The sequence below is a fragment of the Massilioclostridium coli genome, from assembly GCF_900095865.1.
GTDB classification, from domain to species: Bacteria; Bacillota; Clostridia; order Oscillospirales; family Ruminococcaceae; genus Massilioclostridium; species Massilioclostridium facile.
Map to the genome: position 1 here is coordinate 1510062 of NZ_FMIZ01000007.1, position 26986 is coordinate 1537047.

Below are 26986 nucleotides of genomic sequence, written 5' to 3' on the forward strand. Positions count from 1 at the left end.
CATCCTTTCGGGAAACAAAAAAGGCACTCGACATTTTCGCAAAGAAAACGGCAAGTGCCTGTTAGAGTTCCATATTCTGTTTTTTGTGCTGCGGAGATTTTTGCTCCGGCTGTTTCTTGCCCTGCTCCTGCAGGAACTTCATTTTCTCCGTTACGGAGTGTTTCGGTTCGGGTTTCTTCTCAACTGCCTGTTCCGGCGTGAGGACTTTGCCGACCCAGTAGCGAATATCTTTCATCGGCTGTAATTCCTCTTTGACCGTAGCAAGCTGTCCGGCAAGCTCGGTGTGGGTTGCTTTCAGTTTGTCATACTCTGTTTGCAGGGCATCCAGATTGACATTCAAATCAACGCCCTGTTTTTTCAGATAACGGAACGCCTTGTTGAAGCTATCCAGTTCGTCCTTGTGACTTTCTGCATAAGCGGCTTGCCTTGCTTTCCAACCGATTTTCAGATATTTGTCATGGACTGCCTTGTGGGTCTTGCAATCGGCAACCGCAGTCTGAATAGCGGTAATGACTTTCATTCGGTTCGATGCGGTTTTCATTTCCTTGCTGATTGCTCCGGCTTTCTCATTCACACCTTGCAGGGCGGTGTCCAAATCTTCCAGAGTGAAAAGCTCATGTTCTTTCAAATAGATCAGAGCTTTGGAGACAGCTTTCAAATCATCGGCTGTGCCTTTCTGCTGTCCGTACCTCGACCATTCGCTGCGTTCTGACTTTCGCAGATTCATATAATCACGGAGCAGATTGGAGAGATTGGGCGAAGCATTTTTCTTTTCGGCTTCCACTTCTGCAAAGGCTTCTTTGGTCGCTTCCAGAATATCCGCAATCCAGTCTCGCAGACTTTTGATGGTACTGCGGATAGCGTTCATCATGCGGTTAGCGGCTTTAATGTCTCGGTTCAGATTGCCGATATTGGTTTCAATGCCCTTGCGTTCCAGAGCAGAGACAGCGGCTCCCATGTGAACAGTCGGGATAATATCAAGTCCCTGTCTTTCATAGGAACGCATATCCACACGCTCAGCACTTCCGGCAAGCTCCAGATATTTATTCTGAATGACTTCCCATCCGTGTCTCCATTCCTCGGCATGATACTGTTCGTTCCAGTCAACGGTATCTTCCTTATGGCTTTTCCATCTGCCGGACGGGAGCTTGATACGCTCGCCGTTCTCGTCAAGGTCATAAACCTTTCGGCTCTTGGGCATCCACTTTCCGTTTTCATCAATGGCTCGCATGGTCAGCATGATGTGGCAATGGGGATTGTGTCCCGGAGGATCTGGGTCATGGATTGCAAAATCACAACACATTCCTTTGGACACGAAATGCTCATTGCAGTATTCCTGCATCATCTGCGGACACATTTCAAGTGGCATTTCTCTCGGCAGGGCAACAACGAAACGCCTTGCAAGCTGTGAGTTCCATTGCTTCTCCACTTCCTCGGCAGAGTTCCAGAGTGTAGCTCGGTCTGCGTATTCGGGTGGTGCATTGGTTGGGAGCATGATTTCCGTGTAAACAACCTCATGCTGTTTTCTGCGGTGGTCTTTGTGCTTCTGGTCATACTCGGAAAACAATTTATCTCCGGCTTGGTAGGCGGCTCCGGCAACGGCAGAGTTGCCTTTGCTTCTCTGAACAATTCGTATGTTCAGATGGGGTACTGGCATTTTGTTTGAACCTCCTTTCTCGGTGCAATAAAAAATGACCGATACTTTTCAGCAGCGGTCAGATGGGGAAAGTATAAAACTTGCTGACGGTGAATGATTGCCTTGCAATCGTTCCTGGGCGGCAAGTCCACAAAGGGGTAGCTGTCGCAAGACAGCGCAGGGGAAGTGTAGCTTCCTCTGGATGATTGGAGCAAAGGTCTTTTGCGGAAATCATCAAGCTCCCTGCAAGGGGCTTTCGGCAGAACGCAATCACCATCTTTAGGTGGTGTATAATTGCGCCCTGTTTCTCAACAGGGTTTTTAGCTCCCGTTCGGTTGCTCATTTTCCTTTCGGTTCGCAATCAGCATATTCAGCTTCTTTTGAACCGCTTCGCTGTGGAAGATGAAAGTCAGAAGCTCCATCACATCATCGTCCGTCAGAATGGTCGGTTCTCTCAAAAAGGTTTCCAACATTCCGGCACGAGTACAAAGGCGGTGGGTTCTCTCGCTTCGGGTCAGTCGCTTGATTTCGCTTTCCAGTCGCTTTTCCTTGTGCTTGGCTGCGGTCAGCTTTTTCTCCGCAACATACTGTTCTCGTTTCAGCTTTTCCAACTTCTCATTGGACATCGGGTCAACTCCTTTCGCAATAATGGATAAAACAAAAGCGACCAACTTTTTACGGTTGATCGCCTTTGGCTTAGTCATTATTCAAATGAAATGTAAATAGTTAAATTATCGGGTATGTAGCTGATACTCAATCCTTTTTCGTCATTAGATAGAAGCGTACCAATAGAAACATAGTCCTGTCCCTTGATTTCTTCTGATACATCCTCAATCACGGAGAAGCCTTCTTGTTTCAACAGCTCCATATATTCGTTATAAGCACTTTCGTCTATATCTACAATGCTGATACTGCAATTCTCGTGTTCTGTATCGAGCATAGCCCACGCAACTGTACCGGACGGAACAGGAAGTCCCTCTGTGTATTCATTCACAGGCCATACACCCTCATCAAGCATCGTAATACTTTCAGATTGTGTATTGCTTGTGTTTCCTGTGCCAGTTGGTGTTGTTCCCAGGTTGGAACACGCTGTCAATGACAGCATAAGTAAAACCGCAAGTATTGAAATATATTTTTTCATAGTTACCTCCTGTTGTTTCGGACTGTTCGGATAATCTGAATGACAGCAAATGTAACAGCGATTATGCCGACCACTAAAATGACTTGTGATGCATCAAAACCGAAAGTCCCCTCAACTTGAATGTTTGTCATTGCGTCTGCTTGCCCGATAGCTCCATCTGGCACTTTATCAGATTTTGCAGTAGCATAAATTACAAAAGCAACAACAGCTACCACAAGGGAAGTAACGCTTGAAATAATCCCTTTTCGTTTCTGGGGAGCAGAATTATCAATTCCAAACTGTTCTGCTGTATTGTCAGCAAATTCTTTTGGTGTCCCCAACCTTTCGATTACCTGTTGTTCAGTTTCTCCATGCTCTGCAGCAGAAGCAAAGATTTCATTCAGATCACGCACAACCTCAGTTTTGGCTTTGCGTGATAAATTCAATTCCTTTTCAACCTGCTTAATATATTGTTCTTTCATTCTGACACCTCCGTTTGTTGATAGCTGGCGATAAAGCCATTTACGCAATCTGTGTAGCTTGCCCAAAACATAATCAATTCCTGTAAAACTTCCTTTCCTTTGGGAGTAAGGGAGTAATATTTCTTAGAGCCACCATTAGCTGCCGCTGGTGCTAAACGACATTGAATTAGCTCTGCCTCCTGCAAGCGATACAGAATAGGGTAAATCGTCCCCTCTTTCGCATATCCCAAAACAGACGCACTGTTATTTAACTCTGTGATAATTTCATAGCCATAGGTTTCTTTGCGTCCGATTAAGGATAAGAGTATCATTTCAAGAGAGCCTTTTTTGAATTGTTGCACATACTTATTATCCATACTCTCTACCTCACTTTAGTTTTGCTAATTAGCATCCCTAAATAGCAAAACTAATTATACTACGGTCTGCAAGTTCAGTCAATATAGTTTGAAAGAAATTCACATCTATAGCGGTAAATTTTACATTTTCGTCATATTCGATACCTTATACATCCCTATGTACTTGCGGTCAAAACATCGGATACAGACCCGACATTTTGACCGCATATCAACCCTAAACGCTACATTATTCCGTCTGACTGGCGAAACCGTTTTGCTTGGCGTTCTCGCTTGCTTTTCGTCTGCGTTCCTCGCTGTACGGCGGTTGCAGACGGATGGACAGTCGGGATTTGTCCAGAACATAGGTCACGCCGCCTTGGTCATAAGTCTTATCCAGTCGGCAGAGGTCGGGGTACTTCTTGGAGAACGATGCCAGTCTGTTTCTCAGTCCGGCGTTGTAGGTCTGGATGTGTGCTGTGTCCTCGCCCTCGTTGAACAGGACGATGGTTTCCTTTTCATACTTCGTCAGCTTCGCCATAGCAATCCTCTCTGCGGTCATTCAGCACACGCTCCATAACTGCCTTGTCGTGGTAGTATTCATCCATTCGTACACGCAGATTGTGGTAGAAGCAGCGATACCATCTGTCCGCACCCTCTGCACTCAGCTTGATGGAGAGCATATAAAACAGCTTCTTCGCCGCAGGATCGGGAGCAATGGCAGCTACCAAACGCAAACGCTCAATAGTGGCTTTGCGGTTAGGGCAACCAAAGGCATACAGGGCTTCCATTTCGTTAAGGTTCATTTTCATAGTGTTTTCCTCCTTGAATGTTGGTAAAAATAAAAGCGACAGAGACTTCACAAGGAAATGCCTGTCGCTTTGTTTACGATATGAAATTGTTGGGTCTGGACTTATGAAATTCGGCTTATTCTTTCGGCTTAAACTCTGGATGCTCATAGACTTCCTTCATCAGCAGAACGCCCATAGCAAAACCATACTTGAATTGCTCTTTGTTCTGAATGTTCTGGCTGTCTGCCAGACGGTCATTGAGCCTTTCCAACTTCTCATAGTCCTCTTTGCTTAACTTCTGTTCAAAGTAGCTCATAATAGTTGTTGCGGCTTCGTTGGCTTCCCAAAATGCTTTGCATTTCGGAACAACAGTTTCTGACGGATAAATCTGCCCGTCAAAGATGGCATCTAAAATCATAAGTTCACGCTCCTTTCTCAGCAGTAAATCATTTCGTGCTTGACGATTTCCTCGGCTCGGTTGCGGATGGAGTTCATGGCTTGCACCCATAACATCTGGTCGATAGCTTTCAGAGCTTCGGTCACATTCTCCGCTTTCTTCATCTGCTCGATGATGCAGTCGCATCTTGCCGTTGCCTGTTCATTCAGATCAGCAAGGTAAGTATGCAGCTTGCAGGAGAGAACAAGGGTGGAATACTCGGCAGGGCGATACTGTTTCAAATATGCCCTGTGGAGATTTCCCCATTTTCCGATGGGGCGGTGTTCCTCCGGCAGCTTCAAGTCCGGCACATAGTAATCGCCTACAAGGATGTAGTCGATACCGTTTTCATGGATTCGGGGCTTCAATTCTTTCATGCGATATTCCTTTCTGCCGTTTTCTCGGCTTCCGCTTCTGCGGCTTTTTTCTCTTTTTTACGCTGTCTGTATCTGCGGACAGTCTCATTCCTGCGGTCTTTGCGTTTCTGCTCTTTGAGTTCTGCCAGTCGATTTTCTTCCTCCTGTTTTGACAGGATTTCTTCTTCGGTATCTTCCAACACAAACTGACCGATAAAATTGAAGTAAATATCAATCCTCTGGCTGCGGTTGACCGTTCTGCCGCCTGTGGCTTCAAAGATAACGATTTTGTCAATAAACTCGTTGAGCATGGTCTGTGTGATTTCCGTAAAGTCACGGTATCGCTTTACCAGTCGGACAAACATTTCTCCTCTTTCTTCCTCCTGCCGGAGTTCGCTGATTTTCGCTTCGATTTCAGCTACCCTCGCTTCAAGCTCCTGTTGCTCGGTGTCATACTGAGCCATGAGCTTTTCAAACTGCCTGTCGGGTATCTTGCCGGATGCGTTGCCCTCATAGAGTTTCTTGATGAAATTATCCAGTTCTGCAATACGCTTTTTTGCGGTCACAAGCTCCTTTTTGCTGTCGGTCTGCACAACTGCTTGACTGGCACTTGTAAGCTCTTTGACTTGCTGTAAAAATGCCTGTTCATCTTTCAGCACATAGGCGGCAACCTTGCGGATAGCTTCATCCACCAGACTGTCCAGAGTGGATGCCTTGATAAAGTGCATCGTACACTCGCCGTACATAGATTTGTAGGTCGGACAGCGGAAGTTGCTGTCTGCATCGTAGGTCTTTCCGTCTGCTCTGTGCTGTGAGTGGGGGCTTGCATATGAAAGGCGTTTTCCGCAATCCGAACAGTAAACCAGTCCAGACAGTCGGTGTGAGTAAGTCCCATTTGCCAGAGTTCGCTTTGTTTTCCTGCGGAGCTTCTGTGCCAGATGCCATGTTTCTTCATCGACAATGGCTTCATGGGTATTCTCAAAGATGATAAGTTCATCGGGAGTGGCTTTTCTTCGCTTCTTGGTCTTGAAGTTCTCGCAGATGGTCTTGCCCAACACGGTATGCCCCATGTATTCCTGCTTTTCAAGAATGTAGGCAACTGCGGTACAGTTCCAACGGTAGGGGTCATGGTAGCTGTGGTTTCGGCTCTCTCCATGCTCAGATTGTTCCAGATAGGCAGACGGTATCAGCACTTTTTCCTCAGACAGCCTATTTGCAATCGCCTTTGTCCCCATGCCGTCAATAATCATCTGGAATATCCTGCGGACTACCTTTGCGGCTTCCTCGTCAATCAGCAGATGGTTCTTGTCCTCCGGGTCACGCTTATAGCCATAAGGGATAGCACCGCTGCATCGTTTTCCGTCCTGCATCCTTGAACGGAAGATGGCACGGATTTTGTTGCTTGTGTCCTTTGCGTACCACTCGTTCATGATATTCAAAAACGGAGTGAAGTCATTTTCGCTTGGATTGGCACTATCCACGCCGTTGTTGATAGCGATAAATCGGACACCTTTTTCGGGGAACATGATTTCCGTGTAAAAGCCGACTTTCAGATAGTTACGCCCAAACCTCGACATATCCTTTACGCAGACAATATCGACTTCTCCTACTTCGACTGCGGCAATCAGAGCTTGAAAGCCGGGGCGGTTAAAATCAACGCCACTATAACCATCGTCCGTGAAATGGCGGATATTCTTAAATCCCTGTGATCGTGCATACTCTTCCAGATATTTCTTCTGGTTGGTAATGCTGTTGGATTCGCCCTGCATTTCATCGTCACGGCTCAATCGCTCATAGAGGGCTGTGTACTTGGTTTTCTTGGTTTCCATTGGCTTCCTCCTTTCTGGAAATTCATATAGGGTACAGAAAAAGCCACATGGCAGAAGATTTTGTCTTACCGTGTGACTTTTTCTCTGTCCTATATTATTGTAACCCTTGGGATCGGTCACGACATAACTGATGTATTTTCCCATCTGCATCAGATTCGGCTTTACATAGAATCTCGTCTTACCGGAACCGGAGCCACCGATTACAATCACGTTCTTGTTCCTTGCAAATTTCGGCAGCTTTGGTCTGCTGTTCATGGTCAGCCTTTCCGTCATAGTAAGAAGAATATTGTTTTCAAATATTGGATCAATGAAGGGTGCAATGTCTTTTGCAGTTCCCCATCTTGCCGAACCATACTCTTCTCCCTGTCGGAACTTTTTGGCATTTTTCATCTTCATCATAACCAGAAGTTTTACAGCCAATGCCCCGGTAAAACCTGCCAGTAGTGGCATCTTTTCTATGCTTGGCAGAACAGAAGTAAATGCCATTTGAAAATTCAAAAGCAGCACCATCAGCCGTTCCACCGATGAATCTCCCTGACAATACTGATACAGCCATGCTTCTTTATCTACCAGATAAAAGATTATGACATAAGGAGTATTCAATGCCAGTATCCGCAGGGAATTTCTTTTCAGATACTCCCCTAAATCTAAGATTTTTTCTCTCAGCCAGTCAGCTCCCCATTGAAAGCCTTGCATAAGCAGTGGCGGGATTCTCTCCAGATACCCCTTGCATACTTTACGCATCTTCTGAAATCGGTTCATAGTGTCGGCTCCTTTTCTTTCTGCTTCGTTTTCTCCCGTTCTCGGTTCTTATCCTTCGCCTGTGTGATCGCATCCTTCAGTTTTGTCCTTACAGACGGTTTCTTTGTCTTATTGAGAGATTTACCAGTATATTCCTTAAATGCTGCGGTCATGACATCTGCATCCCTTGCTTTGAAGAAAACAAAATATCTCGGCGGCTTTGCTGTCGTATCTTTTTTCAGACTGAAATCAATACTGTACTTTTTCGCCACCCGTTCAAAAGATTTGATATTCCCATCAGTAATTTCAATATTGGAAAGCTGTACATTCTGCCGCATCAGCTTATCCATGGTTTGTTTTCCTCGATAAGATTTATCCTTCGTCTTGTCATCCTGCTGTTTTTCTACTTTACTCTGCTGCTTCTGTTTTGCTTTCTCCTGTTCCATCTGGGCAAGAGCTTTTCTCATGGCAGCTTTAAGCAACTGGGCAGTTATCTTTCCACCCCGGATACACAGGGATACCGTTTTTTCATTTACTTCATCTTGCACCGTTGTCCTCCTCTTTCTTAATCTGTTCTTTCTTTACCAGCTCTTTCAGATAAGCCTGTACTTTCTCATAACAGTCATATCCCTGGCTGATCAGGTTCTCACTGTATTCATACAGTTCCTCCACCGTTTTACCAATTTTGTTTCTTGGAACTTCACCAACTTTTTTAATGATGTACCCATGGGCACCTGTTTCATCCATACACCACAGGTAGATTGTTGCTTTTTTATTTTGCTTGGCTGTATGTACTCCACTGACTTCTACTTCAAAGCGATTTCCAAAGTTTCTGTAAATACAAAGCTCCAGGTCAATCTCCATAAGTTTATAATTTTCGCCCAGACCATCACATAATGCCTGAAGCACTTTATCCTTTTCTTTCATTTTCGTCTGCTCCTTTATGTCGAATCAATCTTCATTACCATACATATCATGCTGCACCAATGCGGAATAATAATTACTAATCGTAAGTGGTGCATTATACAAAACTGTGAGAAGATACTGCCGGATATTCACCACTTTACTGGTGTTTTCTCTTAGACATTTCATCACAAACCGGATATGTTCTGCATTTAATTTTAAAAACTGACTTTTTACCACATCAAATGGTTTCCTGTCTCTGCCAATCCAGATAAATTCCCGGTCTGAACTGATAACATCCACCACCAATGCAACAATCTCATTCAGCATTTCCCTGTCACATTCTTCTATCAGGTACTCGTACCCGATGTTATGACAGATAATTTTGTAATACGCTTCTCTTTCTATCTGTTTCCTGCGGCTTTCTTCACTCTCATCCGCAGAAAGAAAAGATAGATACTCAGTATCATTTATCTCAGTCTTATTCTTATCAGTATCATTACCAGGCACTTTGGACATATCTGTATCTGCCATTTTGATATATCCAGAAATGTCATTTTGACATGTCTGGATATTCCCTTCTGATAAATCTACACAGATGCACCGTCGTACATAAATCCTGTCCGGTTTTCCCAAACCCTGCCGTATCCTCGTTATCAATCCGATTCCCTTTCTGCTGTCAAGCTCCGCAAGCAGGCTTCCGACCTTTTTCAGCCCACAACCCATCATTTCCGCAATCTGTTCCTGGGAAAAATAGATATAAACCTTTCCATCTGCATCCAGCCATCGGTTCTTCACTGAAAGCTGCATCCGGTCGAGTAACAATCCATACAGCAGTTTTGCCTCACAGGACAACTTTCTGAACTTCGGACTGGTAAAAAGAACTTTAGGAATCCGGTAAAAAGTATATTGTTCTGCTTCCTCCCCATAATGGTACGGAAATATGCAGTCTTTATCCGGTGTTCCGATGCGCCTTCACTTCTTTCAGTATTTTTGCAATACAATATCCAAGGCAGGGATGATATTTGCCATAAGGACAGCCCTTACATGGCTTCCAATGATTCTTAACCGCCATTTTCCTTTCCCTCACCCTTTGTCAGTCTGTCATAGTCTTTCTCCGATTCTGCACCTACTTTGATACAGCAGTACATGACAAATCCATATACTAAAAACACCGCAACAGATGCAGCGATCAATACTGTTTTCATTTTATCTGTTCCTCCTGTTCTTCTTTTTCTGGGAACCTGCCACTACCAGCTTTCCACAGATACATCTGTTATGAAAAAGGGCATTTATGAACTGTTTTTGCCCATAAATGCCCCTATCCTGTTTCAAAACCTTACAGTTTACTTATTTTTTCCTTTTTTTACGTAAATATACCGCAGATGTTCCAAATCCGATCATTCCTAATCCTGCAAGCAGAATCCAGAACATCACAGGTGTGTTATCACCTGTTTTTGGTGCATCAGTGGATATTGTACTGGATGGAGTATCCGTTGTTTCCGGTGTCTCAGAAGGAGTTTCTGTTGATGTCTCCGTTGGCGTTTCCGTCGGCTTGGCTTCATCCTTCATCACAACTTTCTGAATTTCCCCGGTATCTTTTACAGTGAATTTCACATCCTCTGCCACCAGATAACCGTCCGGTGCTGTTTCTTCACGAAGCGTATATTCTCCGATCGGAAGCATCTCGATATAGTGTGCTTTCTCTTCAGAAGTCCAGCTTTCTACGACCTTTCCGTCTTTGTCAAGAATGGTCAGCTTCGCTCCCGGAAGTTCCTTCCCAGAAATATCCGTTTTGGAAATCTGCACTTTCGTCACATCATCCTTCATCTCGATTTTCTGTGCTTTAGAAGAATCTTCTACTGTAAAAGTAATACTCTCCGCAGTCACATAGCCATCTGCCGGTTTTGTCTCCGTCAGAGTGTACTTTTTTCCTGCAACAAGCTCTTTAATGATATGAGCCTCTTTCCCGGAAGTCCATGAATCTACTACCTTGCCATCTTCATCCGTCACTTCCAGTTTCGCCCCTTCCAGTTCCTTTCCATCAGTCAAAGAAGTTTTTGTAATCTCCACAACTGTTGGTTCATCTTCAAAGGTAAACTCATAAGACAGTGTTTCCTTATCTGCACCATCATATTCAAAAGTAAACTCCTGTACCTGATCCGTTGTTGCAAATCCCGGTGCCGGGGAAGTTTCTTTGACATAGTAAGTGTAACCAATCGGAAGATCTGCCGTAAATGTCAGTTTTCCCTCTTTGTCCGTAGCCTGCTCCTCAATAACGGTATCTGCTTTCAGAATGACATCACCATTTGCATTTACAATGTCCTCTTTATTGCAAAGAGCGAATACTGCACCTTCCAGTACCCTGTCAGAATCCTTTTCTTTTTTCAGCACCTTTACTTCCGCTTTCTGACGGTTATTCTGCCAGTCGGAAGAATAAGTTACCTCGGCAGTATCCTGATCCCGGTATGTCAGGTCAATCTCACGAGCTGTACCATCCAGTACATAGCCGTTTGCCGTTTCCTTTTCTTTGACATAATATTTGCCAAGCGGAAGATCTGTCAGTTTTGCCACTCCTGTTTCATCTGTCGTGATCGTTGCTATCAGATCATCTTTCTTGTAATAATCTTCACTCTCACCATCCGCAGCTTTAATATCTTCCAGTGCATAAACCTCAAAAGTAACTTCTTTCAGGGAACCGGAAATATATTCAAATAAATGGCTGAGCCATCCACCTACGGAATCAAGTGCAGATACTTTTTCCAGAAATTCACCCTTCTTATTGATAATCAGAGTTCCAGTCGGCACATCATCTTTCATTTCCACTTTCTGGATTTCAGCAGTATCCTCTACAGTAAAGGTAATCTCCTCCGCTTTCAGATAACCATAAGGAGCCATTTCTTCACGAAGAGTATATGTTTCACCCACAGTCAGCCGCTCAATCAGATGTTCCTCACCCTTTACAGATTTCCATGTATCTATTACATTTTTATCCTTATCGAGAACTGTCAGTGTTGCTCCGGAAAGTTCAACTCCTGTTGTAATGTCAGATTTTTTCACTGTGATTTTGGTCGGCTGATTTTTAAATTCAGATGCAAGTTTTACTACTTTCACATCCTGTCCCTGATAAGCTGCAGTGACATCCAATGTTTCATCCGAAGACACATAACCTGCCGGTGCTGCAAGTTCTCTGATATAATATTTGCCAAATGGCAGGTCAAGGTCAAAGACTGCATTGCCATCTTCATCGGTTACTGCTTTTCCAAGAAGTGTATCTGCTTTCACAATCACATTTTCATGTGCCAGAATATCCTCTTTCGCATACAGACCAAACTCTGCACCAGCAACAACCGCATCCGTTTCTGCATCTTTTTTCACAACAGATACTTCTACCTTCTGACGGTCATTGTCAAAGGCTGCTGTCTGCTCGATCACTGCTGTATCCTGATCTTTATAAGAGAAAGTAACTGTCTGTGCTTCCTCATTTAACACAAAACCATCTGGTGCTGTCTTTTCGACAACTTTATAAGTTCCAAGAGGAAGATCCGCAATCTGTGCCTTTCCATCTTTATCAGTTGTAACCGTTCCTACCAGTGTTCCGGCAGCATACTCTAAGATACGGTTTCCATTGTCATCTTTCTGGAAATCCGCAGTATAAATATCTTCTGCCGCATAAACCTCAAAGACTGCGCCTTCCAGATTCTCACTCTGGTAAGTAAAATCGTTTTTAAAGCCATCAAGAACTTCACCTTTTTTCACAATATTAAGTTCACCCTTTACCGGATGATTCTCATAGGAAACCTCGATGATCACATCCCCGGAAGTACCGTCCATCTGATATGCTGTATTGGAATCTACATCAACCTCATAGTAATTCTCATTGAGCGTATATCCATAAGGTGCATTTACTTCCTCAATGCGGTAATGCCCGATTTTCAGATTTTGTGGAAGGATCAAATATCCATCCTCATCTGTAAAATAAGACTTATGCTTCACAGTAGTTGGATAAGTCGTTACCTGCTCCACATATTTTCCAGTGTCCATGTTATAGATTTTGAACTCTGTATTTTTCTGGAGTACCGCTTTCTTTGTTTCATCATCCTTTTTGATAATTTTCAGTTTGGCTTCAAATTCATCATCTAAAAGCACACGCCATGTCTGCGGTGTGTTCGGATTATTTTCTGTAATGCTGACTGTAAAATCATCTACCGGAGTATAATTATGCGGTGTTGTTGTTTCACGCACTACATATGTTCCATATGGGATTGCAATACTGCAGGCATATCCTTTTTCATCTGTAAAGATTTCCGTTGCACCATTATCTCCGATCACTACCGGTTTTGCAGAATCAAAATCATAACTGCCATCTTCTTTCACCTTCAAAGAAGATACCAGATAAGCACTAAATCCTGCCCCTTTCAGTAAATCCGCATCTGTCTTTCCATTATTGGCTGCTTTGATGATCTGAAATGGCTGTTTCATTACCTGTTCCAGCGAAGTACACTCACGCTTCACCTCAGCAGTCATATCACCCTCATAATCACAGGAAAGGTCATATTCATTCTCATCTGCCAGATAACCGGTTGGTGGTGTAATCTCTTTCACATAATAACTTCCAAGATACAGCCCGCTGACGGAAGCCTGTCCATTTTCATCCGTAGTAAGTGTTGCCACCTGATCTCCTGCTTTATACATCACACCGGTTGCACCATCCGGATGGACAATGTTCTCTCTGGCATACAGTCCATAAACTGCTTTTTCCAGAGTCGCATCTCCCTGCGGAACTGCTTTCTTTGTTTCTGCATCCAGCTTCTGTAAAGAGATCTTTGCTGTCACACGTTCATTTTTAAAAGTATGATTAAATGTCACCTTTGCTTCCTTATCGTTTGTATATAAAAAAGCAAACTGGTAAACATCTTCCGTATTTCTCACATATCCTGTTGGAGCCTGTTCTTCCTTAACTTCATAGGAAAATCCAAGCGGAAGATCTGCACTGAATTTTGCCTTTCCATCTGTTCCAGTGGTTGCCTTTTCAATCAGTGTGCCTTTCTTTGCAACTACAGTACCGTCCACATTTGTAATGTCACTGGCAGCATAAATTCCAAAAATACCTCCGTTCAGAGGATTTTCTGTATCCTTATCCTGCTTTGTCACAATAACTTCTGCTTTCTGTCTGTCATTCGTAAAAGTTGTTTCAGAAAATACCACTTCTACATTCTGTCCTGCATAAGCAAGTTTTACTGTCTTTTCTTCCCCTGCATTATAAAAACCAGACGGAGCCTGTACTTCCTTTACAACATATGTACCAAGATGCAGATTTTTAAGAATTACAGCACCATTGGAATCTGTTGTCAGGTTCTCCTTTACCAGATCACCTTTACTGTAAACTTTTGTACCATAAGCAGTTGTAATATCTGCTCCGGCATAAACATTATAAACAGCACCTTTCTGTCGGCGTTTTTCATATCGGAATGTTGTTCCGTTTTCTGTCACATCGGCACCTGTGAGGACTTCACCCTCTTTATACACAGTAAGCTGTCCAAGCTGTTCTTCATCCGGAACAGTTACCGTAGTCGTCTTGCTGACTTCCAGCTTCACATTGTAGGCTGTAGCATTAATACGGTAACCGCTTGGTGCAGTAATTTCTTTCAGATAAACGGTATCCTGTGTCTTAACGATCTGTGCAGATGCTTCTCCATTCGCATCCGTTGCAGGCAGTTTTGTAATCAGATTCTTACAATCTGCATCACTGTATAAGCCAAATACAGCTCCGGACAGTTTTGCATTTGCTTTGGAATCCTTTTTAATGACTTTCACACTGGCATACTGTACCCATGTCACTTTAAAATCCACATACTTTTCATCATCGACACCCTCACCAAATACCAATGCCAAATCCTGTGAACCAGAACCGGTACTGATCTTATAAGCAGAATAATCTTTTGTGATACTTCCCTTCATTGTCGCGGACCAGCTTCCTGCTACATCACTTACCTGAGTAAGCGGTGCAGACAGATAGAACTTTGTTCCGCCACTGATCACTACGGACTCTCCTGCCTTGCTTGTCTTTCCTGTTGTCACATTATGAAGCTTTACTCCACTTGGAAGTTTCATTGTGATACTTTGCAGTTCATCTGCCTTAAAAGTAATCTCCTTTGTTCTCTGGCTGCTGCCATCTACATAGGCAGTCACATTCGCATCTGAAAAGCTCATCTCAACATCTGGAATATTTGGCTGCGAAATACAGTAATTATACAGTTTCATAGCAAGTGTTTTTGCTTTGCTACTTGCACCGGAAAAAGCAGAATCTCCGCTGTTGGCATAAGATGCTGCCAGATGCACCAGAATAAATCTTGCTCCTGTACTCAGATTTCCATAGCCATTCTCTTCTGTAAAAAATCCATCATCCCCGGATGCCTTTGTTCCGTAATAGCAGACTTTCGCAAGTTTCTTACCATCACTCAGCTTGGTAATATCATAAGTTCCACTTCCTGGACTGGATTTTTCCGGCTGAATACAGTAAGCAGTAGCAGAAACACTTCCAAACTTTACAGTGTACTGATAAGTCAAATAACTTCCGTAACCATAATCAGAATACTGATAGCAGGCTCCTCTTGTCACTGTTACTTTCTTGGTGCTTGTCGTAGATGCTACCCTTGCCATAAAAGTAACTGATTCCCCTTCATCTAAAGAATAAAGGTCGATTCCTTCCTCGTCAGCCTGTTCCATCACATCAGAAACTGTCAGTCCAGTTTCTTCGTCTGTTGTTGTTTCTGATTCTTCTGTGAGATCAGTCACTACTTCTGTTTCTGTCTGCCTGTCCGTCTCTTCATCATCTGCAGTTCCAATATCCTCTGTTTCTCCGGCATTACCTTCACCCGTAGTATTCTCAGAAGTATTTGACATTGTTACGGCTTCCGTTTCCGCTTCCCTTACCGTCACATTTCTGCTGACACGATAAGACGGATTTCCACTGACTGGCTCTACTTTATAAACTGCTTTATAGGTATCTGCCCTGCCTGTATCAAAATCTTCACCTGCTTCATTCTTCGCTTCATAAAGTTCTATCTTTACCTTGGCATCATTGATTCCCTCTATACCGGAAAAATCAACTTTGATGTCAAAATCAGAACCATATTCCACCGTATAATCACTGGCCGTCACAATCTCATCCTCTGCCAGTTTATCCTTCACCGTTTCCAGTTCCGGATACTGAGATTCAAAAGAAGAAGCCGTATTATCCGGTTCTGCTGCATAAGTTGTAATCGGCTGAAATACTGTGGTTGCAATCGTAAGAACAGACAGCACACCAGACATTACTCTTTTCCAAGATCCTTTCATTTCTCAATACCTCACTTTGTTTTATTTTTCTGTTACTGATTTACAGGCTTTCACCTGTCTGATACAATCATAAGCATCACTCCGTTTTAAATTATTTGTGCGAACATCACTTCTGATAACAGCACAGTCATACGCCGGAGCCTGCATCATGCAAAAGTTCCGGCGCATAGTCTACTGTCATCGCCCGGCGAACCGGGCATAACAAAAATAAGGATTGAGCATTTTCCGATCAGAAGAAAACTTTTGCTGGTCGCAGAATGCGTAACTGAGCATCCGCTCCCTTCTGACCTTTTATTCAGTTATCAAGGTTCGCCGGATTGGGATTATCTTAAAGATTTTCTTTCAGATGTTTACCTCTCCACTAATTGCAAGTTTCAGAGAGTGTTTGGACGGCAAAAATTGAAATTTTTTTATTTTTTTCTCAAAATCATCTCGGTTCTCCATTTTCATCAAAACTTCTGGATATTTTCATTAATGCTTTATGCACTGCATCAGACACACTGCTTCTACTCATTCCATACATACTCGCAATCTGCTTATGCGTTTTCTGTTCCCAGTAAACCTTTTTCAATATCTCCTTTTGTTTTTCCGTCAATACACTCATCAGCAGTTCAACCATCTGCTCCTGACTGACCTGTTCCTCTATTTTTGTAAGTTTGTCTTCCAGCTCCCCATAATCTTCTGCAATCGCATGATAAGAAAAACATTTATGGTTACGGTCACGACTTAAACTATTGCTGACAATACGGTCCTCCCCGATCATTAGCAGACTCAGATACCATTCCTTTTCATCAAAGAAACTTTCTTCCATCCGGACTGTTTTTCCGTTCATTACCGATTCATACTCATATCGACAGCTACTCACTGGAAAAACCGTTACCCTTCCTGCTGTCTGATACATCGCATACCCATTCTGGTACACCGCTACGAGTGCCATTCTCTCTCCGTTTCCAATCTTCTTAGAAGCAACTACCGGAATCTTTCTCTCCTTCAGTAGCTTATCCGTAGGTATCTTTTCGTTCTTCTCCGGTGTCTGGATCATTTTCTTTAACTCTCTTAATGTCAGCATAATTTGCCACCTTTCCTGCCAGAATCGGTGGCAAAAAGAAAGGCAGCTAAGCTAAATAGACCCCGATTCCGCTAATTTTTTTTATTAGCGGAACCGAAGTTCCAGCCTGCTGCCTTCTCTATGGAAAACCATGGCATAAGTGTTACACCATATTTATCCAGTCTTATTTATTTCTATTTGTTACTGATACGGTATCCGTCTTTTTCTCCTTCTCTTTTTGGCGAATTTCCTTCAATACATCCGAGTAATCTCCAAAAGCATCATAGGGACACATCCGGCGAAATCTCAGTTCTTCTTCCAGTGTCATCTTCTGTCCTCCTGTTCTTATCAGCCTGTCTGCTGTTGATGAAATGATTATAAAATAAACATTTTTGCTATACCTCATCAGATGTGGGGAATCTTCATGCTTTCCACCCCACATCTGTGGAATCTGTAAAAAAGCAAAAAAATACCGCTGCAAACTCTTTATAAAAAAGAATCTGCAACGGCATAAAATTTTCTATTCCATCGAGGACAGGCTGTTTATCATCGCTTTCATTGTTTCCAGTACCACTTTCTGTTTCTTATGTTCCAGCCTCCCCAGTTCAAAAATCAGAGATACGACTTCTGGATTTCTCTCCGGTTCTTCCAATTCCAGTAACAACTCATACGGGCTTATTTTCAAGGCATTCACTGTCTTTGCAAAAGTATGTACATCCATAGTGTTCTCCGCATTCTCATATCGGGATATTGCATTAGAACTTTTGCCAATGATCTGTCCCAGTTCTTCCTGAGAAAGACCACTTTCCCTACGCTTCTCGCTCAGCGAATTTCCAAAGGCAATCCGTTCTTCTGATCGTATCTCTTTCAAATCGTGCAATACCCCCTTTCTGACATAATCTTCTGAGAACAAAAAAACCGGAATAAACAGCAAAGATTTTACATTCCATGCATCATAGGCTTATTAGGCACAACTTCTGTCATCCTCTGCCTATGATGTCTGTGTAAAATACATTTACCGTTTATTCCGGCAGGACACTACACCTGTATCAAACGAAATAAACCAAAAGTATCGAACCTCTAAATGTCTGTGAAGTCAAATAATTGTTACGATTAATGCAAATGAATTTTAACACATTTGAAATCTTTTTGTCCACAAATACACAGTTTTTTCACATAAATTTCCATTTTTAAACATAAAAAAACGGCAAAACATCATGCCTCTTCTGTATAAAGACAATATTCCTGTCTTTTTACAGATAGCTGCATATGTTTTGCCGGGTTCCTGATGATTCTGTGCCATCTCCAACACGTTCAGCAAACTCTTGAATATCTACGCTGCATCTGAGGATTCTGCTGTCCAATCTTACAGTTCATAAATATTCTCATTCTTTGCATCCAATATTCTCTTCTGACCATCCATGCTGTCATTCAATCAGAACTCTTACAGTTCCGAATCACGCCTACCAGATGTGTCATATAACGCTCCAGACGGTCTACATCTTCCTTAGAACGCTTCTTATTCATATCAATGCCAACTACAACACCAAGGTCTGCAAATGCCGTCAGATCTCTGTGGCATCTCTGACATCTCACTTCTGAATAGGTAAAAATACTTTTCTGAGTTACTTTGCCACATACCGGGCAGGTTACAACTAATACATCTTCTTCGCTCATCAATCAATCCTCCAAGTAATATCTACACATACTATCACTCAAACGGATAAGGGAAATTGAAAACCGTTGATGAGTAAATAACAGGCGATTCCGCAGCATCGAGCCATGCCACCTGTTATATCCTGTTTTCACTGGGATCTGCTCTGACAATCTCATCGCAACTTACACCTGCTGCCATCACTCTGTCATCACTTTTGCAATGACTTAATCACATGAACAGCAACACCTTGAATACTGCAATTCTGCGTGTAAATCTCCGGGTACTTCGGATTCTCCGGATGCAAATGTACACACCTTCTTTCCGTATCAAGAAAAAATCGCTTCAATGTCGATTCATTCTCCACCAGGGCAACAACAATATCACCGTCCGAAGCTGTATTCTGCTTCCGGATAACAACCATATCTCCACTGTTGATACCTGCTCCAGTCATAGAATCTCCATTCGCCCGCAAGATAAAGAACTCTCCATCTCCAAATAGTGAAACCGGCAGAGAAACATATTCTTCGACATATTCCTCCTCAAGCTGCGGCATACCACAGGACACTGATCCAAGCACCGCCGCCGGTTTTGTATCCGGAGATAACTTCTCCGTCCTCTCAGTAACAATCTCCCCATTGTGGTAGCGCAACATTCCTCTTTCGTTCATCTCAACGAGGTATCTGTATACTGTACTCTTGACTATACCGAGCGCATCTGCAATTTCGCTGGTATAAGGTGAACGATGATTCAGCAATAAAAACTTCTCAGCGTAATTCAATATCTGCTGCATTAACTCTTCGCTCTTATGCCGCATCTTTTCACCTTACCTTTCTATCGGAAACGATACGTTTCTGATAGCTGTATTATACCGAACATATATACGGAAGTCAATACATTTTCCCAATTTTATCAAACATATTTTCTTTTATTCGTCTTCGAACTCCATTTCATTCATTTCTGGAAAATCCAGCAACTCAGAAACAGTCATATTAAACTCCATAGCAATCTTACGCAAAGTCTTCAGCTTTGGATTCTTTGTTTCTCCCCTCATCATACTATTAAGCGTTGATTGCGTAATTCCTGACAATGTAGCAAGTTTATTTGTCGTTATCCCTCTCTCAACACACAGATCAGTCAATCTCTTTATTATGGCATCTGAATACGTCATGCAAATTCTCCTTAAATCACAATATATATTCAGTATAAAGGATTTTCCTTTCGTTTATTAACGGTGTGCCGTTGACACCTCTGCAAACTGATGATAAATTAACGTTATACCGTTATTTACTTGCACAACTTTAAGGAGGAATTTATCTAATGAGCAAAAAAGAACAGAAACTAAAAAAGAATCTCTATAAGGCACTCACAGAATATTTCATTCATAACAGAAAGTATTCTGGATCAGCTTGCCTCTTTTCGCATGGAAACAGGATTACCTGCCGCACTCAGACAAGATAAAAAATATCAAAAAGCTCAGAAAAACTGTAATAAAGCCAATGAAAAAATGCAGGATCTAAATCTAACTCCCCAGCAATGGGATGCGGTTGATGCCGCTATCACAGCAGAAAACATTGCATCTATAGAATATGTCCGTATTGCCTATAAGCAAGGAATCATTGATGCGTTTTCTATTTTACGAGAAACTCTTTAATATATCCATGTTAATCTAATCACTTGCAAACAATGAAGCAGGGATTTATCTCTGCTTTCCCATTTTCTTCTCTATTGCTTCCGGCACTCTGATCAAGCCAAATCGCCATAGTATCGGATAAATGTATGAAACTCCTCTAATGTCTCCAAGTGCCTTCGGTTTCTTCACTTCTTCTGAAATCCTCTTACTATTTTCAAATGCCAGCACCACACTACTCCAGGCAAGGCTCTTACTTTTCTCTCTCCGGTCTATCAGCAGCTCTCTGTTATACTCTCCATTTTTGCCAACCTTTAATTTATACCGAAACGGTAATCCTGTTGCCGTTTTAAATGGATAATCCTGAAATGCAATAACAGCTTGCCACAAATTTTCTTCTGATGCTATTTCCTTTAGAAGCCGAACCTGCTCTTGCCGAATCTTATATGCCCGGCACCGCTCCGCATTTAAACTTATCTCTGCTGCATTATAAATTCCCTTAGTGTAGGGCAGATAGGAATGAACCGATGCTCTGGAAAGACCTGTGAGTTTCATAATCTCCGGAATTTTTTTTCCTGACTGGTGCAAATCATTGATTTGTGTACATATATCTGATGTGAATATATCAGCAGTAATAAGTAGCTTACGAAGTTTAAGCAGACTAATATTTAACTCATCTGCCAGTGATCTTAATGAATCTGCTTCTTCATAGACATCTCTTAACTCTTGAAGAAAATTATTAAATTGAAGTTCTGGATTATATTCTGGTTTCTTTTTGGGTCTTCCTGCCATTTTTTAACTCCCATTTTCATGTGAATCCAATCATCTTGCACCTAAAACAGAGGCTTCCTTGCTCCAGACTAATGCTCCGATAGCTGTCCTCTGTTTCTTATTTTATTTCTTTCGCTTTCTGGAATATCCCAAATAATAGATGACACCGCCTACTGCTCCACCAAGTGTATTATAGGTCAGATCTGATATTTGAAATGTTCCAAGATGGAATAATAGCTGAGTAAATTCTATCAGAAAAGAAAATACTGCTACAACTTTTGTGGCTTCCCAAACGGTTTTTCCAAATCTAATATTCTCAGATTCATCAAGTAATTCTTTTTGAAATGCCCACAATAGTAAAATAGAAAATGGAACAAATAACATGAAATTCTCTATAGATTCTGTTGTAAACTCTCCATCTTCATATAGTCCCCATCCTCCCAAAAGCTTTCCAAGTGGATCAAACCATATCTCACGATTTAAAACTGTTCGGAGTAATATCATTGCTGTATAAAAAGCTAATAAGAATGTCCGGCGAAAATTTGAAGAACTTCTAAATGCTCTCCACCATGTTGCAAACATATTTCGGATAAAATTATTCTTTTTCCACCCATGCTCCTTACCATATAAATATAAGAACATTGTTAAAAAGGCAAGGAGAACGGCAGCCCAGAAGGGCTGATAAAATGCTGATAATACATTATATGCTATCTTATTAAATATTTCGATTATCTTACTTCCCATCGTTCTCCTTTATTATTTATTTCAAATCTTCAAATAAATTCTTCTGATATACACCATCTTCTATCAGCTTGGCAAATGATTTCACTACATAGTCTTTATCTTCTTTATAGGTTACTCCAAACCACTTGTCATTCGTATCTAACACTTTTACGGAAACTCTGCTTGCCTGAAGAAGTTCATCTATGTAAATTGGCAGTAAATATTCTGCTTTCAAAATATCTTTGTCCCCCATGTTAGCAAAGAACTCTTTAAATCCATCTTCTAAAGTCTGCATGAATTCCGGTGTAAGTCCCCACATATTCATGGATGCGTAGGATTCTGCATTAATTGAAGTGAGCTGTCCATCGTTATCTACTGCTGCACCCTCTGGAGTCTTAACAATATTGGAAGTTTCATGTACTGCTGTGAGATAGCCTTCCTCATTTGTCTCACAGATACCTCTGGTAACGGCACCATTCTCACTTAAAGTATTTTTTAAAATGAAACCTGCCATACAGAACTGATTCGCTTTTTCCGGCGTATAGCCTACAAGGAAATCATGAAGCTTAACAAATGCTTCCTTTCCATAGTAGTCATCTGCATTGATAACTGCAAATGGCTCATGCAAAACTTCTTTACAGGCAAGAACAGCATGTCCTGTTCCCCAAGGTTTGGTACGTCCTGTAGGAAGCTCCACACCTTCTGGAAGTTCGCTTAATTCCTGATATGCGTAGGCAATCTCCACATCAAGATTGTTGCAAATCTTTTCGATGCGGTCACCGATTGCTTCTTTAAATGCATCCTTAATATCTTTACGGATAATAAAAACAATTTTGTTGAAGCCTGCTTCGATTGCATCATGGATAGAATAATCCATGATGATTTCTCCATTTAAGCCAACCGGAGCAAGTTGTTTGATTCCGCCGCCGAATCGGGAACCGAGACCGGCAGCCATGATAACTAATGTTGTTCTCATAATTTGTTCTTTCCCTTAAAGATAATTATTCTACAGTTACACTTTTCGCCAGATTTCGTGGTTTATCTACATCCAAGCCTTTAGCTACACTGATGTAATATCCCAATAACTGTAATGGAATCACTGCAAGTGATGTTGCAAAAAGTGGATCTGTCTTTGGAATGTAGACTGTAAAATCTGCTGTATCTTCAATGTTATACTTTCCAAAAGTAGTCAGTCCCATCAAATACGCTCCTCGACTCTTACATTCTAGCATATTAGAAATAGTTTTTTCGTACAGTTCTGGCTGAGTCAATACACCGACTACTAAAATATCGTCTTCAATTAAAGAAATTGTTCCATGCTTTAATTCTCCGGCGGCGTATGCTTCTGAATGAATATAGCTGATTTCTTTCATCTTTAAGCTACCTTCCATACAGATTGCATAATCAATGCCCCTTCCAACAAAGAATACATCATGGGCATTTACCTGTTTTGATGCAAACCATTGGATACGTTCTTTATCTTCTAAAATCTTTGCAATTTTTTCTGGTAAAGTCTTTACTTCTTTAATAAGCTCAACATATCTTTCTTCTGAAATTTCTTCACGAACTTTTGCAAATTGGATTGCCAAAGCGTAAGTTGCAACAAGCTGTGTACTATAAGCCTTTGTTGTAGCGACAGCAATTTCAGGTCCTGCCAAAGTATAAAATACTGAATCAGCTTCTCTGGCAATAGATGAGCCAACTACATTTACAATTCCTAATGTTCGTACTCCTTTTTCCTTTGCTTCCCGAAGTGCTGCTAAACTATCTGCTGTTTCTCCAGACTGACTTATAACTACTACTAAGCCATTCTTATCAAGCAAAGGATTTCTATAACGGAACTCAGAACCAAGTTCTACACGAACAGGAATTTTGGCTAAATCTTCAATTACATACTGTGCTGCAATACCAACATGATAAGCTGATCCACACGCAACAATATAAATCTGACTGATTTCTTTTATATCTTCTTCAGAAAGCCCCACATTTGATAAATCAATAAAATCCTCTTTCACAACAGAATTAATTGTATCACCTACAACCTTTGGCTGTTCATGGATTTCTTTCATCATAAAATGTTCATATCCAGCTTTTTCTGCTGCTTCTGCATTCCAGTCAATAGTTTTTAATTCTTTCTCAATTTCATCTCCATCAAGATTATAGAAAGTAATTTCACCTTTTCTTACACGAGCCATCTCCATGTTACCAATATAATATACATTTCTTGTATATTTTAAGATAGCAGGTACATCAGACGCAATATAAGATTCCCCATCTTCTACTCCGAGAATCATCGGACTATCTTTTCTTGCAACATATATTTCTTCTGGGTATTCATTAAACATTACTGCCAAAGCATAAGAGCCACGAATACGAACCATAGCATGATTAATTGCATCTACTGGTGTTCCTTCATATTTTGTATAATAATAATCAATAAGTTTAACTGCAACTTCTGTATCTGTATCGGAATAAAATGTATACCCTTTTCTCACAAGCTTTTCTTTTAATTCCTGATAATTTTCAATAATGCCATTATGTACTGCTACAATATTTCCATCATCACTTCTATGAGGATGAGCATTATTTTCCGATGGTTCTCCATGAGTTGCCCATCTGGTGTGACCAATTCCACATGAACCAATTACTGCCTTCCCATCATTGGTTTTTTCAGCAAGAATTTTAAGTCGTCCCTTTGCTTTTACAATATCAACATCCCTATCTCCATCACGAACTGCAATTCCTGCAGAGTCATAACCACGATATTCTAACTTAGACAAGCCCTCTAATAAAATAGGTGCTGCCTGTTCTTTACCTGTAAATCCTACAATCCCACACATAATTATTTACTCCCTTTTACTCGTAATCTTGCCTTATAATAAATCTTTTATAGCAAAATTATTATCTTAGCTTTTACTTTATTGTTTCCCTTATTTTATTATGTTTCTTTAAATGGACATACCTTCAGACATTGATAGCATTTAATACACTTCTTTTCGTCTATTTGAGGATATTCAAATCCTTCTTCATCTTCAATCATTGAAATTGCCATTTGAGAACAAATTGCATAGCATGCGGTACACCCACAACATTCTTTTTTTTCTTTAAATAGTACAGGTATTTTCCTGTCCATCTTTTCCTCCCTTTATACGCCTATTACATAAGCATATTTTCCTAGTATTCTATGTGCCATCATAACGCACACTGTAGAAATCATGATTACAAATATTGCATTTATCGGAAATACATTTGCCATTGGAACTAACTTATTTAAGATTCTAATTATCAGCATATGACACAGATATATTCCAAAAGAATTATCACCCAAAACTTTTAAAAATTTTTTCAAAATAACTGGTTGCTCATTCAAATTTAAATCACCAGCTTCTATATATATGTATGCTCTTATACAAAAAAGCCCCGTTGTTATAATGGAACTCATTTTTAATTGTGTTGTCGCCATATCAAAGTTTCCCATCCAATACCAAATAAATCCTTCAACACCTTGAATTACCAATGAGAACAGACACAAGTTAGTTAAACATTTTTTAGATAATTGTAAATTAATATACCCGTTTTTTAAACTTACCCCTAAGTAATAAAATCCAAACCAAAAAACAAATAATTCGCCCTGAAATGGAAAGCCTAATTCAAGATTAAACCACAAGCTTATATAACGAATTAGAAAAATGCTAACGGGTGTTACAAACCACCCTAATTTAGAAAATCTACTCCGCAAAAGTTTAAACGTAACTGGTATTAATAGTACCATCTGTATATAAACCAGAATAAAATAATATATTCCATTACATTTTGACATAAAAACATCCGGTATAAATGTATTTATTCTCCGATTCACGACCGCAAATATAAATGACCAAATTATATAAGGAATAATTATTTTTTTAATTCTGCGATATATTATATCTCTATATACTCCATTTTCGTTTTCTTTGGTTAAATAACCGGAAAGAAATATAAACATACCTACTGCAAAATTAACAAATGGTCGAATTATTACTCCGTACCCCCCCAAGCATATGTATTAGTGTTATATGTATGGATAACAATTACTGCAATAATTGATAACCCTCGCATTATTTGTATTTTTTTATTCATTCTTCTCTCCCATATTGAACTGCATTAACATACCGTAATCAAGATTTGACTTTATACCCCCCCGTCTTGCTCTTTTAAGCACCGGTTTTAATACTTTCTTAATAGCATTTTTTATTCTTTGTTTTATTGGCAAAGATAAATAACTTTTTCTTAACTCTTCAAAATCCATTTTCTTCATATCTATAAAAAAAGTTTCTCTCTCTTTTGGTCTATAAACAGAACGGAACTCTGCTGGATTTTCTTTTGTAGCGTCGTCATATTCTACTTCCATAACTTTTACAGATGACTTAGATATGAGCCTGTTAAATATTTTTTCTCCTTGATTCGTTCGAACAATTACCAAAGATGTTCCTTTACTATCATTCATTTCTGGAGCAATAGTGTCAATCCCCCAGAAATCTCCTATCGTTAAATCTGATAATCTTAATGTCTTAGCTTTGCATTCATAGCAGGATGGTCTAAGGCAGAAATCACTTAAAAACATTTGCATATACGGGTCTTTGCTTTTAGAGATGTAAACTTCTTTAGATGAACCATACTCTTTCATTCCAAAGTTTTCCCATCCTTGATCTTTACATCTAAAGTTGACTTTCTCCATCTTGCCTTGCATTTTATTTTCCATATAACCTACATATTCTTTCCACAATGCAGGTGATGGAACCCCATGGCAAATAATATCAACACAAATAAGATTTTTATAATCTTTCTGAAGAAATTTCTTTAATCCATTAATTTGACATCCTGTTCCAGTAAATAAAACCAATTTATTTAACACTAGATTTTCACGAACATTCTTAAAAATATTTTTAATTTTAGCTTGTAAATATTTAGATCCTAGAAGTTTCTCTAAATCTTGCTTTTCTGTAACTCCAATATACTCAGCTTCTGTGCAAGATGCATTCATTGCAACTCCATAAACAATTCCTTTTTTTTCAAGAACCTCATTTGCCAATAAAGAAAAAATTGCACCTGAAGAGCTTTTCATCCTTATGTCATTATCATAATATGCCGCATACGCTTTTTTTTCGTTTATCGCCATATTCTAATCTCCCTCCAAACTGTAAATTTTCCCAA

General features: G+C 40.7%; 31 protein-coding genes. 1 reads left to right on the forward strand and 30 read right to left on the reverse strand.

What is annotated here, in order from left to right:
- Positions 1–61 precede the first annotated feature (61 nt).
- From mobQ to BQ2683_RS12020, 23 genes are all read right to left on the reverse strand, one after another.
- Positions 62–1657 carry a MobQ family relaxase gene (gene mobQ, locus BQ2683_RS11930; RefSeq protein WP_069989219.1) on the reverse strand — a complete coding sequence of 532 codons (1596 nt, stop codon included), beginning with the start codon at positions 1655–1657 and terminating at the stop codon, positions 62–64.
- 58 nt (positions 1658–1715) lie between these two features.
- Positions 1716–1979, reverse strand: a complete 264-nt coding sequence (locus BQ2683_RS13470; protein ID WP_159427382.1) for a hypothetical protein — start codon at positions 1977–1979, stop codon at positions 1716–1718.
- Entirely contained in the window at positions 1957–2262 is a 306-nt protein-coding gene (locus tag BQ2683_RS11935; RefSeq protein ID WP_069989220.1) for a DUF3847 domain-containing protein, read from the reverse strand. Before BQ2683_RS11935 ends, BQ2683_RS13470 begins: the two co-directional genes overlap by 23 nt.
- Before the next feature lie 77 nt (positions 2263–2339).
- Positions 2340–2777, reverse strand: a complete 438-nt coding sequence (locus BQ2683_RS11940) for a DUF6591 domain-containing protein (protein ID WP_069989221.1) — start codon at positions 2775–2777, stop codon at positions 2340–2342.
- Between the two features lie 2 nt (positions 2778–2779).
- Positions 2780–3238 (reverse strand): DUF1700 domain-containing protein, encoded by a 459-nt coding sequence (locus BQ2683_RS11945; RefSeq protein ID WP_069989222.1) that lies wholly within the window; start codon positions 3236–3238, stop codon positions 2780–2782.
- Complete coding sequence (locus tag BQ2683_RS11950; protein WP_235843921.1) at positions 3235–3579, reverse strand: PadR family transcriptional regulator; 345 nt, start codon at positions 3577–3579, stop codon at positions 3235–3237. Before BQ2683_RS11950 ends, BQ2683_RS11945 begins: the two co-directional genes overlap by 4 nt.
- Positions 3580–3820: 241 nt before the next feature.
- Positions 3821–4111 (reverse strand): molecular chaperone, encoded by a 291-nt coding sequence (locus BQ2683_RS11955; protein WP_069989224.1) that lies wholly within the window; start codon positions 4109–4111, stop codon positions 3821–3823.
- Complete coding sequence (locus BQ2683_RS11960; RefSeq protein WP_069989225.1) at positions 4089–4382, reverse strand: ferredoxin; 294 nt, start codon at positions 4380–4382, stop codon at positions 4089–4091. The genes BQ2683_RS11955 and BQ2683_RS11960 overlap by 23 nt, the downstream gene beginning before the upstream one ends.
- A 115-nt stretch (positions 4383–4497) precedes the next feature.
- Positions 4498–4779 carry a DUF6809 family protein gene (locus tag BQ2683_RS11965; protein WP_069989226.1) on the reverse strand — a complete coding sequence of 94 codons (282 nt, stop codon included), beginning with the start codon at positions 4777–4779 and terminating at the stop codon, positions 4498–4500.
- 17 nt (positions 4780–4796) lie between these two features.
- Positions 4797–5174 (reverse strand): TnpV protein, encoded by a 378-nt coding sequence (locus tag BQ2683_RS11970; RefSeq protein WP_069989227.1) that lies wholly within the window; start codon positions 5172–5174, stop codon positions 4797–4799.
- Entirely contained in the window at positions 5171–7744 is a 2574-nt protein-coding gene (locus BQ2683_RS11975; protein ID WP_069989228.1) for a recombinase family protein, read from the reverse strand. The genes BQ2683_RS11970 and BQ2683_RS11975 overlap by 4 nt, the downstream gene beginning before the upstream one ends.
- Positions 7741–8271 (reverse strand): PcfB family protein, encoded by a 531-nt coding sequence (locus BQ2683_RS11980; protein ID WP_069989229.1) that lies wholly within the window; start codon positions 8269–8271, stop codon positions 7741–7743. Before BQ2683_RS11980 ends, BQ2683_RS11975 begins: the two co-directional genes overlap by 4 nt.
- Positions 8261–8650 carry a hypothetical protein gene (locus BQ2683_RS11985; protein WP_069989230.1) on the reverse strand — a complete coding sequence of 130 codons (390 nt, stop codon included), beginning with the start codon at positions 8648–8650 and terminating at the stop codon, positions 8261–8263. Before BQ2683_RS11985 ends, BQ2683_RS11980 begins: the two co-directional genes overlap by 11 nt.
- A 24-nt stretch (positions 8651–8674) precedes the next feature.
- Positions 8675–9595 carry a DUF6017 domain-containing protein gene (locus BQ2683_RS11990; RefSeq protein ID WP_338061278.1) on the reverse strand — a complete coding sequence of 307 codons (921 nt, stop codon included), beginning with the start codon at positions 9593–9595 and terminating at the stop codon, positions 8675–8677.
- 95 nt (positions 9596–9690) lie between these two features.
- Complete coding sequence (locus tag BQ2683_RS13515) at positions 9691–9834, reverse strand: hypothetical protein (protein WP_162840612.1); 144 nt, start codon at positions 9832–9834, stop codon at positions 9691–9693.
- 142 nt (positions 9835–9976) lie between these two features.
- The gene (locus BQ2683_RS11995; RefSeq protein ID WP_069989232.1) at positions 9977–15967 is read right to left on the reverse strand and encodes a SpaA isopeptide-forming pilin-related protein; all 5991 of its coding nucleotides are present in this window, start codon (positions 15965–15967) and stop codon (positions 9977–9979) included.
- Positions 15968–15988: 21 nt separating this feature from the next.
- Complete coding sequence (locus BQ2683_RS13760; RefSeq protein WP_268873776.1) at positions 15989–16117, reverse strand: hypothetical protein; 129 nt, start codon at positions 16115–16117, stop codon at positions 15989–15991.
- A 277-nt stretch (positions 16118–16394) separates the two neighbouring features.
- Positions 16395–17036 (reverse strand): sigma-70 family RNA polymerase sigma factor, encoded by a 642-nt coding sequence (locus BQ2683_RS12000; RefSeq protein ID WP_069989233.1) that lies wholly within the window; start codon positions 17034–17036, stop codon positions 16395–16397.
- Positions 17037–17199: 163 nt separating this feature from the next.
- Positions 17200–17343, reverse strand: coding sequence for a hypothetical protein (locus BQ2683_RS13520; protein WP_162840613.1), 144 nt, complete (start codon positions 17341–17343; stop codon positions 17200–17202).
- A 192-nt stretch (positions 17344–17535) separates the two neighbouring features.
- Entirely contained in the window at positions 17536–17886 is a 351-nt protein-coding gene (locus BQ2683_RS12005; RefSeq protein ID WP_069989234.1) for a helix-turn-helix domain-containing protein, read from the reverse strand.
- Between the two features lie 560 nt (positions 17887–18446).
- Positions 18447–18692, reverse strand: coding sequence for a hypothetical protein (locus tag BQ2683_RS12010; RefSeq protein ID WP_069989235.1), 246 nt, complete (start codon positions 18690–18692; stop codon positions 18447–18449).
- A 188-nt stretch (positions 18693–18880) separates the two neighbouring features.
- Complete coding sequence (gene lexA / locus BQ2683_RS12015) at positions 18881–19486, reverse strand: transcriptional repressor LexA (protein ID WP_069989236.1); 606 nt, start codon at positions 19484–19486, stop codon at positions 18881–18883.
- Positions 19487–19597: 111 nt separating this feature from the next.
- A complete protein-coding gene (locus BQ2683_RS12020; RefSeq protein ID WP_069989237.1) occupies positions 19598–19840 on the reverse strand; it encodes a helix-turn-helix domain-containing protein in 243 nt (80 codons plus the stop codon).
- A 252-nt stretch (positions 19841–20092) separates the two neighbouring features.
- On the opposite strand from BQ2683_RS12020, the gene BQ2683_RS12025 reads away from it, so the two are divergent.
- Complete coding sequence (locus tag BQ2683_RS12025; RefSeq protein WP_069989238.1) at positions 20093–20323, forward strand: hypothetical protein; 231 nt, start codon at positions 20093–20095, stop codon at positions 20321–20323.
- Between the two features lie 45 nt (positions 20324–20368).
- Here BQ2683_RS12025 and BQ2683_RS12030 read toward each other — a convergent pair whose 3' ends face one another.
- The 7 genes from BQ2683_RS12030 to BQ2683_RS12060 form a co-directional block, all read right to left on the reverse strand.
- A complete protein-coding gene (locus BQ2683_RS12030; RefSeq protein ID WP_069989239.1) occupies positions 20369–21091 on the reverse strand; it encodes a hypothetical protein in 723 nt (240 codons plus the stop codon).
- Positions 21092–21193: 102 nt separating this feature from the next.
- On the reverse strand, positions 21194–21814 hold the full coding sequence (locus BQ2683_RS12035) for a VanZ family protein (RefSeq protein WP_069989240.1): 621 nt from the start codon (positions 21812–21814) through the stop codon (positions 21194–21196).
- 16 nt (positions 21815–21830) lie between these two features.
- Positions 21831–22769 (reverse strand): nucleotidyltransferase family protein, encoded by a 939-nt coding sequence (locus BQ2683_RS12040; protein ID WP_069989241.1) that lies wholly within the window; start codon positions 22767–22769, stop codon positions 21831–21833.
- A 25-nt stretch (positions 22770–22794) separates the two neighbouring features.
- The gene (gene glmS, locus BQ2683_RS12045) at positions 22795–24633 is read right to left on the reverse strand and encodes a glutamine--fructose-6-phosphate transaminase (isomerizing) (protein WP_069989242.1); all 1839 of its coding nucleotides are present in this window, start codon (positions 24631–24633) and stop codon (positions 22795–22797) included.
- Between the two features lie 98 nt (positions 24634–24731).
- On the reverse strand, positions 24732–24926 hold the full coding sequence (locus tag BQ2683_RS12050) for a 4Fe-4S dicluster domain-containing protein (protein WP_055299463.1): 195 nt from the start codon (positions 24924–24926) through the stop codon (positions 24732–24734).
- A 12-nt stretch (positions 24927–24938) separates the two neighbouring features.
- Positions 24939–25829, reverse strand: coding sequence for an acyltransferase family protein (locus tag BQ2683_RS12055; RefSeq protein WP_268873777.1), 891 nt, complete (start codon positions 25827–25829; stop codon positions 24939–24941).
- 75 nt (positions 25830–25904) lie between these two features.
- Positions 25905–26951, reverse strand: coding sequence for a Coenzyme F420 hydrogenase/dehydrogenase, beta subunit C-terminal domain (locus tag BQ2683_RS12060; RefSeq protein WP_069989244.1), 1047 nt, complete (start codon positions 26949–26951; stop codon positions 25905–25907).
- Positions 26952–26986: the final 35 nt, after the last annotated feature.